The sequence below is a fragment of the Nonlabens xylanidelens genome (genome assembly GCF_002934445.1).
Classification (GTDB): Bacteria; Bacteroidota; Bacteroidia; order Flavobacteriales; family Flavobacteriaceae; genus Nonlabens; species Nonlabens xylanidelens.
Genome location: NZ_PTJE01000002.1, coordinates 432,572 through 448,512, shown reverse-complemented (window position 1 = coordinate 448,512; position 15,941 = coordinate 432,572). Strand labels below are relative to the sequence as shown.

Below are 15,941 nucleotides of genomic sequence, written 5' to 3'. Positions count from 1 at the left end.
TAATTGTAAAATTAAATTATAGAGTGCTTCCTTCACTTTGAGTTACATAATCAGTTATTTGTAATAGTTGCCGCTCTTATTTCATCTACAATCCATCCATAAACTCTCCCTTTTTTATTGGTTTGATAGAATAAATTAAATCTTCCAACTATTTCTCTTTTGTTCAAAGGATTTTGAAGAACAGCGTTGAAATAAAGAGTGTTTGCTCTCACAAATTCAAATTTGATATTTTTAATAACGAAGTTATTCATATTAATTGTATCCGTTTTTTTTAAGTCGGTGTCCGAAATTTTAAAACTTTCTTTCTCTATATTTTGTACTAAAAGATATTTAGGTATATCTGCAATAGATATAGTGAAGTTACTGGAAATTAATTGATTGTTTTTGAATTGTCGTTGTCCAAATATTTTAATAAATCCTTTCTCATTCTCTATTTGTATTGGAAAAGAAGTGTTTATAGAATCTTTTGATATTCTAAGAGGTGTCGTTTCTTCCTTTTTAGTTGACTCAATATTTATAGACTTGTTGTCTTCTTGCTGTTTACATGAACTGGTCAAGGTTAATAATAGAATTACAAAAATGTATTTCATGATTTTTTGTTTTCCAAAATAGATCATAACGTATTATTTTTTTGAATCGTTATAGATTTTTTACTAATTGATTTTTGCGGAACACTAATGATCACGAACAGAAAAGTCAAAACGAAAAGTGTGTATTTCATATGTTATTCTTATTACTTTTCAACTTACCCAAAGTTGCTAAAACCCATTTTTTTTTGATCTCTGATATACTTTGATCTTTGTTTTCGTATTTTTTGTTTTCTAGAATAGGGATAAAACTTTTGTCATTCAGGTGTTCTATACATTCTAATACATGAGAAAGGTTATGATAAGGAATGCTAGAGAACTCCTTCTTAAGGATCTCAATAATATTTTTATCTTTTCTCTGGGCTAGTCCAGAAATAGCTTCAAGTCTAACACCTTGATCTTTATCTTTAACTCTTTCCCATAATGCAGCTCTTATTTTATGGTTGTCTAGTTCATTCTGACTGCCCAAACCAAAGGTGGCGTAATCCCTTATGTCAACATCTCGATCAGTTGATAATTTAATCAATGTATCTATTGCTTTATCTTTCTCTATTCTACAAAGTGCATATGTCAAAGCATATCTCACATATGCACTTTTATGCTCAACATAATAGCAAATAATAGACAGTTGTTTATCTGTTATATTTTCATTGTTCCAGCTTATTCCAAATAGGGTAGATTCTATAACACGTTTGTTGGTCTCTGTTTTTAATAGATCAAAATAAATCTTTAGAGTTCTTTTTTGAAACAGCCTTGGATTAAAACCAAATTGAGATATAACATCGATCCCTATGATTTTCTCTTTATCTGAGCCTTTTTCTATTAATAATAAGCAACGTTTGTAAATTTCTTTAGTTTTTCGTTTTCTTAGCTCACTGATATAGTTCAAATAATTATTAGTTGACTTATTATCTATAAGTCGGTCAAAAATCTTATTGGTGGGATATTCGGTTAATTTATTCACGACTTAATCTATGCGTTTCCATATAGTATATTGTTTATCAGAACCAAATTCGATTTGATCATCTGAAATTGATTTTATACTTAACATTTGAGGTTTGTAATAATAAAATCCATCATCTTTTTTCTCAATTAATTTTCTTTTAAGATAACGTTTTATTGCATCTGGATTTAGATTTGCATGTTCTTGTAAAATTCTATGTTCAATTATTAGTACATTATTTTTTATCTTATAAATACCAAATTGAGTTTCATAAAATTCAAACTGATTATTTGATTTAAAGACTCTGTCTGTATTTCCAGAATTGGTATCTGTCTCTCGAGGGCAATAGGGAATGTCAGAATATTTAACTTTTTCTTGTCTTGTTCTTAAATCACAATTCTTTTCAAACCTCCAAGTTCCTATTATCAATTCAGATTGAGTTTTCTGAGCGTTTAAAATGCCTGCCTGAAATATTAAGGCTAGTATTAAAAGTTTTTTTTTCAAAATTAAAAGCTTTTTTAAAATGTAGATTTAGATAGATATTTTGCTAAATAGTTTTTCATTCTGTTACACTCAATTGACATGTTTTTTGATCTCCTTCTTCTCTTCAAATCGCTCACCTTTCCAAAATTTACGTTTTAAATATTTTCTTAGATGCTTTTCATAGCCTTGGTAACGAGTAAGATATCCTTTTTTCATGTCGAGATTAAAATTGACCGTTCGATTCATAAAGATAACTTAACCAATTGTATTTTGCCTTTACTGTTAATTCTTTGAACGATTATTCAAACTTACACGCTTTCGCGAAAGCGAAACAACCCTTATCTTCATACCATAAATTCAACTCATGAAAAAGATTCTCTTTCTATCTATTCTATTTGTTTCTACAGCGGTATTTGCTCAAAAGGTCAATTACAAAAAGCTAGATCAATACATTTCTCAAACGCAACAAAACTGGAACATTCCTGGATTAAGTGTTGCCATTGTAAAGGACGGTAAAATCGTTTTTGAGAAAGGTTATGGAAAGATGGATGTGAATGGTAATGAAAAACCAGATGAACATACCTTATATGCCATCGCTAGTAATACAAAAGCGTTTACCGCGGCTATTATGGCGCAACTGGTAGAAGAAGGCAAGGTGAACTGGAAGGATAAAGTACAGGATCACTTGCCTTATTTTGAGGTATACGACCCTGCAATAAGTAGAATGGTTACGGTAGAAGATTTATTGAGTCATAATGTAGGGTTAGGAACGTTTTCTGGTGATGGTATCTGGTATAAGTCAGAGTTGAGTACAGAAGAAGTAGTAAAGCGCATCAAGTTTGTACCGCAGGCTTATGATTTTAGAGCTGGTTATGGATATTCTAATTTAATGTTTATCACTGCTGGTGCGTTAATTGAAAAAGTAACTGATAAGAGTTTCAAAGAAAATGTTACAGAGCGTATTTTAAAACCTCTAGAGATGGATGATACGGTGGTGAGTGTCAAAGATTTTGGCAGCAATAAGAATGTAGCGACTCCACATGCTATGGATGCAAATAATAGGAATTACACGATTCCCTGGGTAGGTTGGGATAACGTGCAGTCTACAGGTGGTATTATTTCTAGTGTTCATGACATGAGTAAATGGATGATTCTTAATATGAATCATGGAGTTACTAAGAAAAACGACACGTTATTCTCTGAGCAGAATCGCAATAACATGTGGAATTTACATAATAGCTTTGGGGTAAATCAAGTAAATCGCAATTCTACCGGTTCTCAATATGCTGGTTATGGATTGGGATGGTTTCTTGGAGATTATCAAGGTAACTTTAGAGTACGTCACGGTGGTGGTTATGATGGTATGATATCTACGGTACAAATACTACCAGATGAGAACCTAGGTGTTGTAGTACTTACTAATGGGGTAAAAGCACCGACTAATGCTATTGCTTATTACGTCTTTGATCGTTTCTTAAATCGGGATAAGAAAGACTGGAGTAAAGAAATGCTAGACGGTTATGATAAATGGAAAGCGGGCGATACTAGAATAGCAGACAGAAAAGCAAAACAAGTTAAGGGAACGCAACCTACTTTAAAGAAAGCAGCAATTATAGGAAGGTATCATGCCGATATTTATGGAAACTTTGAAGTAAAAGAAATGAATGGTGAGCTTAAATTACTATGGGAACACACGCCATTATTAAATAGTACGCTCTCACATTTTAATTATGATGCTTATGAAATCCATTGGGACGAGCCGCAGGCATGGTTTAGTTTTGGAACTGTAAAATTTGAGAGTGATGCTTATGGTAAAGTTACTGGTATCACCTTTGACGTGCCTAATGATGACTTCTTTTTCAACGAAATGAACGCAACGAGAGTAGAGTAAAGGTAGATTTAAAGCGCTCAAAAAAAAGCCTGAATCAATTTGATTCAGGCTTTTTTTTTATTTTTTGTATGTCAATATTTTATTTATTAAATGGTAAGTACTAGGTGTATCCCAACTTTTTAATAGCCGAAAATGCTTTGTCTACCGTATCATTTTCCACGAGTACACTGAACTCGTTAGTAGTAGAAATAACCTCATGCAAAGAGATGCCTTCCCATGCAAAACGTTTAAATATTTGATAATATAAACCAGGGACTTGAGTGTTATTTTCTGGTAAAGCGATACTTATGGCGCTTAAATTGTCTTGTGTGCTCGTCATGATCTCATCGGCAAATTGAGATTGTATTTTTTCCTTCTCACTCATGGATATAACCAGGTTACTTTCATGTATTCCTTTAGAAAATCCATAAAAAATAGTTGTGTTTATGGACTCTAGAATCTTACTATGACTTAAGAATAAGGTACTAGAATTTTTAAAGGTAAAATCGATAAGGTTAGATCGTACTGTTATATCTCCTAGATTATTTAAAATAGATTTTAAGTTATTAGAATGTCTCAAATCTTTGGGCGGATTGTAACGTCTCAACGCCATCATAATGGCACCAGTTTTAACAGGTTTTCTAAGCATGCCACTTATGGGCTCTTGTAATTCTTCTGCTAGGGCAGAGAAATTAATGATGCGTCTAGATAATGCTTCTTCTAGAAATGGTTGAGTAACTAAAATCTCTTCAACACAATCTGCTATGGTTTTCATATTGTTAACTATTTAACAGCTTGTGCAAAATTAAACTAATTTTGTTATATTTTTTCTTTTACCATAAGAGTGGCTGTATTTTTACCTAAAAATTAATAAAATGCTAGTTTTAAAATTTGGTGGTACTTCAGTAGGTTCTGTAGAAAACATGACTCATGTAAAAAACATCATTAATGATGGTACTAAGAAAGTGGTGGTACTATCTGCTATGTCTGGTACTACAAATGCTTTGGTAGAAATATCTGAACAGATACGCTTAAATGAAAAAGAATCTGCACTTATTCTTATACAACAACTGGCTAGTAGTTATCAAATTACTATAGAGCAATTATTAAATGATAGTGTGCTTATTAAGGAATCTCAAGAATATGTAAATAATGTTTTTACAAATTTAATAGAGCTTGTAGGCTCAGAGCATACTACATTGATTTATAATCAAATAGTTGCTCAAGGAGAACTATTATCTACCTTTCTATTCAGTAGATTTTTAAAGCAAGAAGGTATTAACGCTGCATTATTACCTGCTTTAGATTTTATGCGTATTGATAATAATGACGAGCCAGATTCTTTTTATATCAAACAAAATCTAGATAGGATTTTAAATGAAAATAGTGAGGCAGATATTTACATTACTCAAGGCTTTATATGTCTAGATGTTCAGGGTAATGTATCTAATTTACAACGTGGTGGTAGTGATTATACAGCTTCTATAGTAGGAGCAGCCATTGAGGCAGACGAAGTACAAATATGGACGGACATCGATGGTTTCCACAATAACGACCCTCGTTTTGTAGAAAATACGACTGCTATTTCAAACATATCTTTTGATGAAGCGGCAGAGCTTGCTTATTTCGGAGCCAAAATTTTACATCCTCAAACGGTTATACCTGTAAAAGATCTTAACATTCCTGTACGTTTAAAAAATACCATGTCTCCAGATTCTTATGGTACTTTAATAACACATCATGTTCATGGAGAAGGAATCAAGGCTATCGCGGCAAAAGACGGCATCTATGCCATTAAGATAAAATCTGCAAGAATGTTACAAGCGCATGGTTTTCTTAAAAAAGTATTTGAAATTTTCGAAAAATACGAGACCTCTATAGACATGATTACCACATCAGAAATAGCTGTTTCTCTTACCATAGATAATCCATTACATCTGGATGCTATAGTAGAAGAACTAGAGAAGATAGCTAGTGTAGATGTAGATCAAGGTATGAGTATCGTGTGTCTGGTAGGTAACAATATTATTTATCATGAAGACACACCACATTTATTTCAAGTATTACAAGATGTACCTGTACGCATGATCTCATATGGTGGTAGCAATAATAATATATCATTATTGATCAATACAGATCAAAAATTAAATACGTTACAAAAATTACAAGGTTATGTATTTGAATCCCAACAGGAAAAAGCTGTTGCCTATTAATTATAATAAACAGAGTTAGAAGTAGGTGTTTTTTTTAAAGAACAATCTCTACATTGTAATTTTTTAATTCTTCCTTATAACTAGCGTCAGAGAAGTTTGCAGCAGCGATTTCTTGGGCGCTTTTTTGTTTAATTTGTTTTCTTTTTATGGCTCTAGCAAACCTGCGTACATGAGTCTCGTTACTTATTTTAAGTCCAGGAACAGGTACGGTTTTACCATTTTCATCTTTGGCAACCATAGTTAAAAAAGAAGAATTACAGTGCTTTGTCACACCAGTTTGTATGTTCTCTGCATCTACACGTATACCTACTACCATAGAAGATTTACCTACATAGTTTACAGATGCTTTTAAGGTTAACATTTCGCCTACTTCTATAGGAGCTAAAAAATCTACAACATCCACACTTGCTGTAACGCAGTAGACACCACTGTGTTTTGACGCACAAGCAAATGCAATTTGATCTATTAGAGAAAGAACATAACCTCCATGAATTTTACCAGAAAAATTGGCATTAGATGGTAACATTAATAAGGATAACATGACTCTAGATTGTTCTGGAGATTTAAAAGTATCTTTCATAAAATGTGCTTGTTGTTAAGAGAATTAATTGGATAAGTGTTCCGCTTTCGCGAAAGCGGAATTCCCATCATTAATCTCGATTAAAATGTGGGCTATTTTCTTTAGTAACCTCGGTAATAAAGTATTTTGTATCACCCCAGAAGAAGAAAGTTCCAAATTTCTCTTCATACTTTAACTTCACATATTTACCTTGATATTCCTTGAGTTTTTCGATAATCTCTGGTTGATTATCCATTACAGAGAAAGAGAAAATTTGTGCACCGCTTATACCTTGCGAGATCTCGCCTTCCCAGGTTTTAACGACAAAACCTTTATGTGTAAACTTAATTAATTCTCCACTACGGTACCCATCAGAATAGCTAGCGAAATATATAAATGCATACCATATAACGGCTAGTAGTAATATTGTGGTAAGTATGACTCCTAAAATCTTTTTCATATCATGTAATTTTTAAATAACAATCCGGTTAGAATTGCGATTCCAAAGCTAAGCAATGTACCTATTAATACGTACTCTGTGAGCTTCATATTTTTTGCCTTACTTAAATCACCAAATCTAAAAACAGATTTTGCAGTTAATAATAATCCTACAGCGCTAAAATGGTCTGTTATAATAAATAAGAATATAAGCAATCGCTCTAACATACCTATCCATTTCCCAGCATTTTTAAGTCCATAAATTCCGGTGTCGTCTTCTGTTAAAGTCCATCTAGTAAAAAATATTTTAAGCATGATGGCTACAGGACTAGTAAGAAATAATACACATAAGATTAATGGCCATAGTATTTGTAAAAACTGTTCGTTTATAATAAAGTTAATTCCCGATGTATTTGTTGCTAGAACTACGAGTATTAAAATATGAGCTATTTGATCTATGGTAAATAACCAGCGGCTGTTTTTCTTAGTGGTGAAATATAGTTTACCTGCATCTATTAAAAAATGTGTTACTAAAATGATAAGGGCCACATACCAGTATTTTAAATCCCAAAGAAGAATCCAGGACAACAGTGCATGAATTGTCGCATGAACATAGAGGTGGTAGGAGCGTAGCTGGTGTTTTTCTTTTTGTTTAGTAAAATTATTGGTCTGTAGAATGAAATCACCTAAAAAGTGTGCTATTAGTAACTTAATTAATACTTCCATGGCTCACGTCTTTATAGTATTGTTTAAATAAATGTAGAAGTGCATCTGTCTCTTTATAATGGGCACGATCTAGTCTGCGGCTAGCAGTGGCTTGCTTAATACCTAATTTATCACCCATTTCTTGTTGGGTAATAGTAGGGTTTTTATAAACTTCATATAAAATGGCAGCTGCATTCTCTGTCCAATCATCCATATAAATAAGAGCAATTTTTAATGCAGTATTCATATAATAATCCAGTGGGTTTCCACTTCTTACCATAATGTTTTGCTCCTTATTCTTTAATGAATCTAATAACTCTCCAGATTGTGTTAGAGCATTTCCAGAAGATTTTGCAATATCATTATCTATAACTTGTACATCGCCTACACCTATTGCTATTCTTACATCTAGCATACCGGTTTTTCTCAACGCAGTTTTTAATTTAAGACAGGTTAATAAACCTTGCTCTGGACTGTCCATCCATACTTGAAAACTATCGCCACGATATATTTGATACATTCCATTTTTAGAATGTACTTTTAAAATAGGCTCTATGATCTTGAGATAATCATCTGGCTGGTTCTTTTGAGAACCTATTATATCACCTGCTAAGACTACTTGCATAAACTACTTTTAAATTATTACGTAAAAGTGTAATAATTCAAATATATTACATTATTAAGTAATATTTGTATTTATTACATAAAAGTGTAATAATTGTATTTTATTACGTTATTATGTAATATTTGATTCTTATTACGTAATAGTGTAATATTATAAGTTTAGTCGTTGTTCTTCGTCACTAGCTTCTAGAAAATCTGGATCACTTTCTATAGCACGATTTACCAGTTTTTCATTCAGAGATTTATTGGCTTTGGCACCTAATCTTTTTAAACGTTCTATACGACCTACTAGGTTTCCAGAACCTTCAGTAAGTTTATTCATACTAGCAGAATAAGATTTTTTAACCGTATCTAGTTGTGAACCTACTTTAATTAAATCTTCTGTAAGACCTACAAATTTATCGTACAAAGCACCAGCAGCTGTTGCTATGTCTAGTGCGTTTTTTTGCTGTTTTTCATTTTGCCACATCGTGTCTATAGTACGCAATGTCGCTAATAGAGTGGTAGGTGTAACTATAACTATATTCTTATCAAATGCCTCACTGTATAGATTTCCATCATAATTTAACGCCATGGCAAATGCTGGTTCTATAGGTACAAAAAGAAGTACAAAGTCTGGGCTATCGATGTGGTAATCATGATAGCTTTTTCCAGATAAATCTGCGACGTGTTTTTTAAGAGAAGCAACGTGTTCTTTTAAATAACGTTGTTGTAGATCTTCATCTTCTTCATTAATAAAGCGTTCATAAGCATTGAGCGATACCTTAGAATCGATAACCATTTTCTTACCGCCAGGTAGATTTACGACTACATCAGGAAACAGGGTCCTGCCATCTTCAGTTTTAATAGTTTGTTGTACCTCATACTCAGATCCTTTTTCTAAGCCAGATTTTTCTAAGACACGTTCTAGGACTAATTCTCCCCAGTTACCGCGCATTTTAGCATCTCCTTTTAAAGCTTTGGTCAGGTTGCTCGTTTCTTTACTCATTTGTTGATTCAATTCTTTAAGACCTAATATTTGTTGTCTTAAAGAACTTTGTCTATCGATAGTGTCTTTGTGAGTATCTTCCACTCGTTTTTCAAAACTTTGAATCTTCTCCTGTAACGGACTCAAAATTTGTTCGATATTCTTCTTGTTTTGATCGGTAAATTTGGTGCTTTTCTCGTCTAAGATTTTGTTAGCAAGGTTCTCAAATTCCTTGGTAAATTTCTCGTTTAATTTCTCAATCTCTCCTTGTGCTTCTGTGTGTTTTTCTTCCGCTTTCGCAAAAGCGGTACGTTGCTCAGCTAGTAATACATTAAGATTCTCCTTCTCGATAGCTACCTCACGATATTCTTTATCAAGTTTTTCTAGTCTCGAACTTAATTCTTGCTGGCTCTCAAGTTTTTGCGCTAATTGTGCACTGTACTGACTGTTCTCATGTTTTAAACGATCACGTTCTTGTATCGCAGGTTGTAATTGAGATAGCTGGCTATTTAATTGCCCTTTTTCTGACTCTAGTACATTGAGAGTTCCGGCAAAGCGAGTTTTTGCAAAAAACCACGCTACTACAGCACCTATCACCATACCGATGATTAAAAATAACAACCAATTAAATTCTTGAGACATAAAATAGAGATTTACCGTAAAAATACGATGACTAAATAGGTCTTAAAATAGGAATGCCAGCTAGTTATTCACAAGAAGAATAATTATTTAAAATGGTGAAGGAACATTTAAAATGACAGGCTGTAAAGTTACAGGATGTATAAATTCTAACTGCTCGGCATGCAAGTATAAGCGGTCTTGTTTAAAACCATATAAATCATCACCTACAATAGGACAGTTTAATCCTAATGGATGGGATGCATGTACACGCAACTGGTGGGTGCGTCCTGTAATAGGGTAGAAGTGCACTCTAGTTTTACCATCTTTACGTTCTATAACTTCATATCTTGTACGAGCGTTTTTACCGTATTCAGGGTCGACCATTTGAAAAGGTCTATTATCCAGATCTACTCTTAAAGCTAGAGATATATAACCACTATCTTCTTTTACCATACCGTCTAATAAAGCAACATATCGTTTTTTAACCGTACGTCTTTCAAATTGATCTTGGACCTTTTTATGAATATCTAGGGACTTAGTAAGTAATAAAACTCCTGATGTACTCATGTCTAATCTGTGTACAATTAATGGTCCTGTGGCATCTGGAAAACGTTGTTTCATTCTAGATTCTACAGAGTCGTCTATGACTTTACCTCGTACTGAGAGAAACTCTTCGGGCTTATTAACAGCCATAAGGTAATCGTCTTCATAAATAAGGGATAGTTCTTTACCTATAGCAGGGTTTTCTAGCATAGGATTATCGTCTACGTCTAGACCTTGTAGCATATGTCCTAAAACTGGTTCACATTTAGAACGGCAAGATGGGTAGAAGTGACCATGTTTACGTATTTGTGATTTTAAAGACTCACCGTACCAGAATTCTGCCATGGCGAGCGGCTGTAAATCATTTAAATAAGCATATTGTAATAATTTAGGCGCGGCACAATCTCCAGTTCCAGATGGTGGTAAGTAAGGAGGTATGTTTTTAAAAAGCTCAATAGCATTTTTACGCTCACCGTTTGCATTTAAAAAATTATAATTTTCAAAAATCCAAGTCTGCAGTTTATTAGACAGGTTTTTACGATCTAACTTAATTTGGTCTATTTCATTTTGAACAGTAGCAATAGCCTTTTCTAGAGGGACGACTTTTGAATCTAGATATACCTTATACTCTTTAAGTAAGAATTTTGCATGCATACCAGCTGTTTGATGGCTGTCTATTAATTTTTGAAAATCTGCTTTACTTAGTATAGATTTTGCTTCTTCCTTTATTTTCTTACGTTCTGCTTTGAGATTTGAATGTTTTTTACGCTGATTATAAATTAAAAGTTCATTTTCAACCTTTAGTTTTTCTAGCCTTTTCTTATTTGCAAGGTAGTCTGTGTCGTTCTCTAGTGATTCTAAGGTAGAAGTGAGCGTACTTAAAATACCATTTTCTTTGGCATAAAGACCATCTTCCTGAAACATATTAAAAACTAAAGGAGCAAATTCAGTCTCTTTTTGTTCTCCGTTTATAACCCCAGAATGTGCCCATAAATGTCCTAATTTACCTTCTTTATCTCTAACCACAAGTACCCCAAACATTTTCCCTAAGGGATGCTGATAATCTTCTGGACCTAGATTTAAATCAAAAAACCAATTATCTAGACCATCTAAAAAATTTCTTAGTTGTGTCGCTGCTTTTAAAGCAAGTGGATGTGGTTCATAAAGAAAAGGGAATGTGAATTTTTGAGGTGCATCTATCCTTTCTTCTTCAGAATTAAATCGGCGTAAAATAGAACTCATTAAAGAGTATGTTTTAAAAATCAGTTAATTAACTCTTTGTAAAGATCTTAGTTATTAAGGCTTCATTATCAGCAGTTAAATTAGATGTAGCTTTTAATTTTTTAATAAAACTAGCCACTTCGTCCTTAGATGCTGGACAGCCTAGGTTATCTCCTTTTTCATTAAAAGAAGTCGTTATTATTGTACCACTCGCGTCTAGTATCACCCAAAAAGGCAAACCAGCACTAGCGCCTTTATAACTAGTAATTAATTCTCTAGATCCAGGGTTTTCTAGTTTTATGTTATCCCCATTTTCAAAAACAACAATAGGTAGCAATACATAATTTTCTTCTATATAAGAAGCGATGGCAGGGTCTTTTAACTGCTTAGTCATGCGATGACACCAGCCACACCAAGATGCCTCAAATTTTACCATCACATGCTTATCAGATTCTACTGCTTCACTAAGAGCTTTGTCCATTAAAGATGCTACAGATTCTTGAGCCGTTGTTACATTAATAGTGACAACTAGAAATGTTACTAAAAGAATTAAATTTTTCATGTTTTTAATTTTTAATTAAACAAGACTTTGCATACCTACAAGACCATGGTATAGACCTTCTTTAGATAATAAATCACTGTGCGTACCTTGTTCTACTATTTCTCCTTTTTTCATCACTACTATATGGTCTGCATTTTGAATGGTAGACAGTCTGTGAGCAATAACGATAGAAGTTCTATTTTTCATAACTTTTTCAAGAGCATCTTGAACCAGTCGTTCACTCTCTGTATCTAGTGCGCTGGTTGCCTCATCTAGAATTAGGATTGGTGCATTTTTAAGTACTGCACGCGCTATAGAAAGTCGTTGTTTCTGTCCACCACTTAATTTATTACCGCTGTCACCTATGTTGGTATGAATACCTTCTGGCAAGTCTTTGACAAATTCCCATGCATTGGCAATTTTTAAAGCATCGGTAATCTGTTCTTCAGTAGCATTTTTATCACTTAGTGCTACATTAGTTGCGATAGTGTCATTAAATAAGATAGAATCTTGAGTAACGATAGCCATTTGATCACGCAAACTCTTAAGAGTTACGTCCTTAATATTTTGCCCATCTATAGTAATAGTACCATTTTCTACATCGTAAAATCTGGTCAATAGATTTGCAATCGTACTCTTTCCAGAACCACTTTGTCCTACTAGAGCAACACTAGTTCCTTTAGGTATATTAAGCGAGAAATTCTTTAGAACAGGTTCATCTTGATAAGAAAACGTGATGTTGTTTACGTTTACCGCTTTCGCGAAAGCGGGAATAGAAACAGCTCCTTCTTTATCTTCAATCTCATTTTTAGTATGCAGTATTTCTAGAACACGCTCTGCACTCGCATTACCTTCTTTAACACCATAACTAGCTTTTGCAATAGCTTTGGCAGGTGTTAATATTCCGTATGCTAAAGCCATATAAGATACAAAATACTCACCATTTAAATCTCCACCAAAAACCATTTTTCCACCAAACCAAAATAATCCAGAAATGACACATATTCCTAAAAACTCGCTAGTAGGTCCTGCCATACTTCTTCTAAACTGTAATACATTTGAGAATTTGTAAAAACGCTGGGTGCTTTTTTGAAATGTATTGTTTAATCTGTCTTCAGCATTAAAGCCTTTAATGACTTTTAGTCCGCTCAATGTTTCTTCTAATAACGATGTAAAATAACCTTGTTCTTTTTGCACATCGGTCGATTGACTTTTTAATTTTTTACCAATTCTAGAAATTATGAATCCAGAAATAGGTATAAAGATCAATACAAATATTGTAAGTCCAGGACTTATAAGTAACATGGCGCCCAGAGTAAAGATTACATTAAGTGGTTCTTTAACTATTAATTCTAGTATAGATAAAAAACTATTTTGAATTTTTTCTACATCACTGCTGGTTCTAACAATTACATCACCTTTTCTCTTTTCTGAAAAGAAGGAGATCGGTAAATGCATGATCTTTTCATAAAGTTCATTTCTTATATCTCTCAACACTCCATTTCTCAAGAATGTAATAAAATACATTCCTAGATATCCAAAAACATTTTTAAGCAATGCAAGAACTACAATAACAATAATCATTGCTATCAATGCTTTTTCTTGATCTTGATCAACGACTGTAGTGGCATACCAGTTTACATAATTCTCTAGATAGTCTTTTACATCTAGTAAACCTAGCCATTCTGGTTTTTCATCAACACGTTCTGTGTTTTGAAATAATACTTTCATCACTGGCATTAACGCTATAAAAGTTAATGTGCTAAAAAGTGCATAAAATATATTACAAATAATATTCAGTATACCATAACGCTTATAAGGCTTAGCATACTGTAAAATCTCTTTAAAATAATTCATTTATTAAATATCAAAACTGGCAAGAATGCCTTTAATTTTATCTTCTAATTGTGTCTGGATTAGGGTGTAATTTTCCACTTTGTCCAGCGCTGTTTTTACAGAGATATAGAACTTTATTTTAGGTTCTGTACCGCTAGGTCGTGCTGCAATCTTTGAGCCATCTGCTAGATAAAAGATTAAAACATTAGATTTAGGAATATCAAGAGTTTCAGTTTTATTCAAATGCTTGTTTTCTCTAGTGCTCGCAGCATAATCTTCTACTATAATGACATCTTGTCCGCCTATTTGTTTAGGTGGGTTTTCTCTTAGGTCTATCATCATTTGTTTAATCTCTGCAGCTCCAGAGATTCCTTTCTTAACTAGAGAGACTAATTTCTCTTGATACACACCGTATTTAAGATATAGTTTTATCAACTCTTGATAAACGGTTGATGAATTTGATTTTGCAAAAGCATACATCTCACAAGCTAGTAAACATGCAGTAACAGCATCTTTATCACGTACAAAATCACCTACCATGTAACCAAAGCTTTCCTCGCCACCACCTATAAAGTGCTGTTGTGGATGGTCTTTAATCATTTTTGCAATCCACTTAAAACCAGTAAGACCTTCTTTACATTCTACGTCATATGCATGCGCTAGATCGTGCATCATAGGTGTAGAAACGATAGTAGATCCTATAAACGGATCTTTCATCGCTTTTATATCGCTTTGCTTTAATAAAAAATCGGTCATGGCAACCATGGTCTGATTACCGTTAAGTAATTTCATGTTACCATCTGTATCGCGCACAGCAATACCTAGTCTGTCAGAATCTGGATCTGTACCTATGACCATGTCAGCATCGATCTCATTTGCAAGATCTACTGCCATTTTAAGTGCTTCTGGCTCTTCTGGATTAGGAGATTTTACCGTAGGGAAATCACCATTAGGTACGGCTTGTTCTTCTACGATATGCACATTTGTGTATCCAGCACGTTTTAATGTTTCTGGAATTAGAGTAATACTAGTACCATGTAGACTAGTAAAAACTATTTTTAATTGTGAGCGATCTACATCTCCTGCTATTTTACCTGCTTTGATACTGTCGTCTATAAATACATTATCGTCTGCATCAGTTAGTAATTCTATTAACTGATCATCACCATTAAAATTCACATCGGCAAATTCTAATGAACCGATTAAATCTAATATTTCTTTGTCTTGTGGTGGTACGAGTTGTCCGCCATCTTGCCAGTACACTTTATAGCCATTATACTCTGGCGGATTGTGACTAGCCGTTAATACAATACCTGCATGACAGTCCTTTGCTTTTACCGTATAAGAAAGCAATGGAGTAGGGCGCAAGTCTGGAAACAGATAAACGTGAATGCCGTTTGCACTAAAAACGTTTGCAACTACTTGTGCCAGTTCTTTAGAATTATGACGGCAATCATAGGCTATAGCTACTTTTACTTGCTCGTCAGGAAACTGCTTATTTAAGTATTGAGAAAGACCTTGTGTGTTTTTACCAAGTGTATATTTATTGATACGATTAGTCCCAACACCCATGACACCACGCATACCACCTGTACCAAATTCTAGATCTTTATAGAAAGATTCTTGAAACTCGTCATTATTTGCAGTGATTAATGCTAGAGTACGTGTTACAGTAGACTCATCAAAAGGTGCTTGAGTCCAAGATTGTGCGGTTTTTAAGATCTGTTCTTTATTCATGTGTTGTTGGCTTGTATTCTAAATACAAAGATAAGAATTACTGAGCAGTCTTC

General features: G+C 33.5%; 15 protein-coding genes. 2 read left to right on the top strand and 13 right to left on the bottom strand.

From position 1 onward, the window contains the following. Positions 1-50: 50 nt before the first annotated feature. The 3 genes from LY01_RS07150 to LY01_RS07140 form a co-directional block, all read right to left on the bottom strand. A complete protein-coding gene (locus tag LY01_RS07150) occupies positions 51-590 on the bottom strand; it encodes a hypothetical protein (RefSeq protein WP_146080382.1) in 540 nt (179 codons plus the stop codon). 127 nt (positions 591-717) lie between these two features. Beyond that, positions 718-1,551 carry a HEAT repeat domain-containing protein gene (locus tag LY01_RS07145; RefSeq protein ID WP_104515138.1) on the bottom strand — a complete coding sequence of 278 codons (834 nt, stop codon included), beginning with the start codon at positions 1,549-1,551 and terminating at the stop codon, positions 718-720. Positions 1,552-1,554: 3 nt separating this feature from the next. Continuing rightward, positions 1,555-2,034 carry a hypothetical protein gene (locus tag LY01_RS07140; RefSeq protein ID WP_104515137.1) on the bottom strand — a complete coding sequence of 160 codons (480 nt, stop codon included), beginning with the start codon at positions 2,032-2,034 and terminating at the stop codon, positions 1,555-1,557. 343 nt (positions 2,035-2,377) lie between these two features. Here LY01_RS07140 and LY01_RS07135 point away from each other — a divergent pair, with 343 nt between their 5' ends. Continuing rightward, positions 2,378-3,904, top strand: coding sequence for a serine hydrolase (locus tag LY01_RS07135; protein ID WP_104515136.1), 1,527 nt, complete (start codon positions 2,378-2,380; stop codon positions 3,902-3,904). Between the two features lie 100 nt (positions 3,905-4,004). Here the strand turns inward: LY01_RS07135 and LY01_RS07130 are convergent, their stop codons facing one another. Continuing rightward, the gene (locus LY01_RS07130; RefSeq protein ID WP_104515135.1) at positions 4,005-4,658 is read right to left on the bottom strand and encodes a hypothetical protein; all 654 of its coding nucleotides are present in this window, start codon (positions 4,656-4,658) and stop codon (positions 4,005-4,007) included. Between the two features lie 100 nt (positions 4,659-4,758). On the opposite strand from LY01_RS07130, the gene LY01_RS07125 reads away from it, so the two are divergent. Then, entirely contained in the window at positions 4,759-6,096 is a 1,338-nt protein-coding gene (locus LY01_RS07125; RefSeq protein WP_104515134.1) for an aspartate kinase, read from the top strand. Positions 6,097-6,130: 34 nt separating this feature from the next. On the opposite strand, the gene LY01_RS07120 is transcribed toward LY01_RS07125, so the two are convergent. From LY01_RS07120 to LY01_RS07080, 9 genes are all read right to left on the bottom strand, one after another. Continuing rightward, positions 6,131-6,676: an acyl-CoA thioesterase gene (locus LY01_RS07120; protein WP_104515133.1), complete on the bottom strand. Its 546-nt coding sequence runs from the start codon at positions 6,674-6,676 to the stop codon at positions 6,131-6,133. A 70-nt stretch (positions 6,677-6,746) separates the two neighbouring features. After that, positions 6,747-7,115, bottom strand: coding sequence for a 6-phosphogluconate dehydrogenase (locus LY01_RS07115; protein ID WP_104515132.1), 369 nt, complete (start codon positions 7,113-7,115; stop codon positions 6,747-6,749). Continuing rightward, positions 7,112-7,819 carry a DUF3307 domain-containing protein gene (locus LY01_RS07110; RefSeq protein ID WP_104515131.1) on the bottom strand — a complete coding sequence of 236 codons (708 nt, stop codon included), beginning with the start codon at positions 7,817-7,819 and terminating at the stop codon, positions 7,112-7,114. Before LY01_RS07110 ends, LY01_RS07115 begins: the two co-directional genes overlap by 4 nt. Continuing rightward, on the bottom strand, positions 7,803-8,423 hold the full coding sequence (locus tag LY01_RS07105; protein ID WP_104515130.1) for a winged helix-turn-helix transcriptional regulator: 621 nt from the start codon (positions 8,421-8,423) through the stop codon (positions 7,803-7,805). The genes LY01_RS07110 and LY01_RS07105 overlap by 17 nt, the downstream gene beginning before the upstream one ends. A gap of 150 nt (positions 8,424-8,573) precedes the next feature. Beyond that, a complete protein-coding gene (gene rmuC / locus LY01_RS07100; protein WP_104515129.1) occupies positions 8,574-10,031 on the bottom strand; it encodes a DNA recombination protein RmuC in 1,458 nt (485 codons plus the stop codon). 87 nt (positions 10,032-10,118) lie between these two features. Next, positions 10,119-11,795, bottom strand: a complete 1,677-nt coding sequence (locus tag LY01_RS07095) for an RluA family pseudouridine synthase (protein WP_104515128.1) — start codon at positions 11,793-11,795, stop codon at positions 10,119-10,121. A gap of 28 nt (positions 11,796-11,823) precedes the next feature. Beyond that, the gene (locus tag LY01_RS07090) at positions 11,824-12,336 is read right to left on the bottom strand and encodes a thioredoxin family protein (protein ID WP_104515127.1); all 513 of its coding nucleotides are present in this window, start codon (positions 12,334-12,336) and stop codon (positions 11,824-11,826) included. 15 nt (positions 12,337-12,351) lie between these two features. Continuing rightward, entirely contained in the window at positions 12,352-14,172 is a 1,821-nt protein-coding gene (locus tag LY01_RS07085; RefSeq protein ID WP_104515126.1) for an ABC transporter ATP-binding protein, read from the bottom strand. A 3-nt stretch (positions 14,173-14,175) separates the two neighbouring features. After that, a complete protein-coding gene (locus LY01_RS07080; protein ID WP_104515125.1) occupies positions 14,176-15,888 on the bottom strand; it encodes a phospho-sugar mutase in 1,713 nt (570 codons plus the stop codon). Positions 15,889-15,941: the final 53 nt, after the last annotated feature.

What these genes read in the sequence shown, in the direction of transcription:
- LY01_RS07150 (WP_146080382.1), bottom strand. Translation starts at nt 590, where the DNA reads ATGAAATACATTTTTGTAATTCTATTATTAACCTTGACCAGTTCATGT.
- LY01_RS07135 (WP_104515136.1), top strand. Translation starts at nt 2,378, where the DNA reads ATGAAAAAGATTCTCTTTCTATCTATTCTATTTGTTTCTACAGCGGTA.
- LY01_RS07130 (WP_104515135.1), bottom strand. Translation starts at nt 4,658, where the DNA reads ATGAAAACCATAGCAGATTGTGTTGAAGAGATTTTAGTTACTCAACCA.
- LY01_RS07125 (WP_104515134.1), top strand. Translation starts at nt 4,759, where the DNA reads ATGCTAGTTTTAAAATTTGGTGGTACTTCAGTAGGTTCTGTAGAAAAC.
- LY01_RS07120 (WP_104515133.1), bottom strand. Translation starts at nt 6,676, where the DNA reads ATGAAAGATACTTTTAAATCTCCAGAACAATCTAGAGTCATGTTATCC.
- LY01_RS07115 (WP_104515132.1), bottom strand. Translation starts at nt 7,115, where the DNA reads ATGAAAAAGATTTTAGGAGTCATACTTACCACAATATTACTACTAGCC.
- LY01_RS07110 (WP_104515131.1), bottom strand. Translation starts at nt 7,819, where the DNA reads ATGGAAGTATTAATTAAGTTACTAATAGCACACTTTTTAGGTGATTTC.
- LY01_RS07105 (WP_104515130.1), bottom strand. Translation starts at nt 8,423, where the DNA reads ATGCAAGTAGTCTTAGCAGGTGATATAATAGGTTCTCAAAAGAACCAG.
- rmuC (WP_104515129.1), bottom strand. Translation starts at nt 10,031, where the DNA reads ATGTCTCAAGAATTTAATTGGTTGTTATTTTTAATCATCGGTATGGTG.
- LY01_RS07095 (WP_104515128.1), bottom strand. Translation starts at nt 11,795, where the DNA reads ATGAGTTCTATTTTACGCCGATTTAATTCTGAAGAAGAAAGGATAGAT.
- LY01_RS07090 (WP_104515127.1), bottom strand. Translation starts at nt 12,336, where the DNA reads ATGAAAAATTTAATTCTTTTAGTAACATTTCTAGTTGTCACTATTAAT.
- LY01_RS07085 (WP_104515126.1), bottom strand. Translation starts at nt 14,172, where the DNA reads ATGAATTATTTTAAAGAGATTTTACAGTATGCTAAGCCTTATAAGCGT.
- LY01_RS07080 (WP_104515125.1), bottom strand. Translation starts at nt 15,888, where the DNA reads ATGAATAAAGAACAGATCTTAAAAACCGCACAATCTTGGACTCAAGCA.